We start from the raw sequence: 321 nt of genomic DNA, 5'->3' as shown, positions 1-321 counted from the left end.
GTAAGTCGCCTGCCGGTCAGCCGCCTCAGCCATGGTCGGCCGCCATCGTCAGTTGAGGCCGCCGGGGTCGAGCCCCTCGGCCTCCCAGCCGGCGCGGATCCGCTCGGCCGCCTCGTCCTCCGACATGTCGGTCTCCAGCGCGTAGGCGCGGGCGGCCTGGCGGGCGAGGTCGGCCAGCAGCCGGCCCCAGGTCGCCGGATCGTCGAAGGAGCGGCGCAGGGCGACGCCCACCGCGCCGTCGACCACGGCCGCGCGCAGCACCTCGATGCCGCCCTGCTCCAGGGCGTCGGGCGGGATGGCGAGTTCGGCGAAGTCGGTGCT

1 protein-coding gene is annotated in these 321 nt (G+C 76.0%); it reads right to left on the bottom strand.

The genetic code is table 11. The features are described from left to right. Positions 1-48 precede the first annotated feature (48 nt). Positions 49-321: DUF5076 domain-containing protein (locus ACLBX8_RS31795; RefSeq protein ID WP_447716423.1), on the bottom strand; the 273-nt coding region annotated here is incomplete at its 5' end.

The sequence above is a fragment of the Methylobacterium sp. D48H genome (assembly GCF_053345715.1).
The sequence above is the reverse complement of the archived record's forward strand: the minus strand, read 5'-3'. Positions and strand labels throughout refer to the sequence as shown.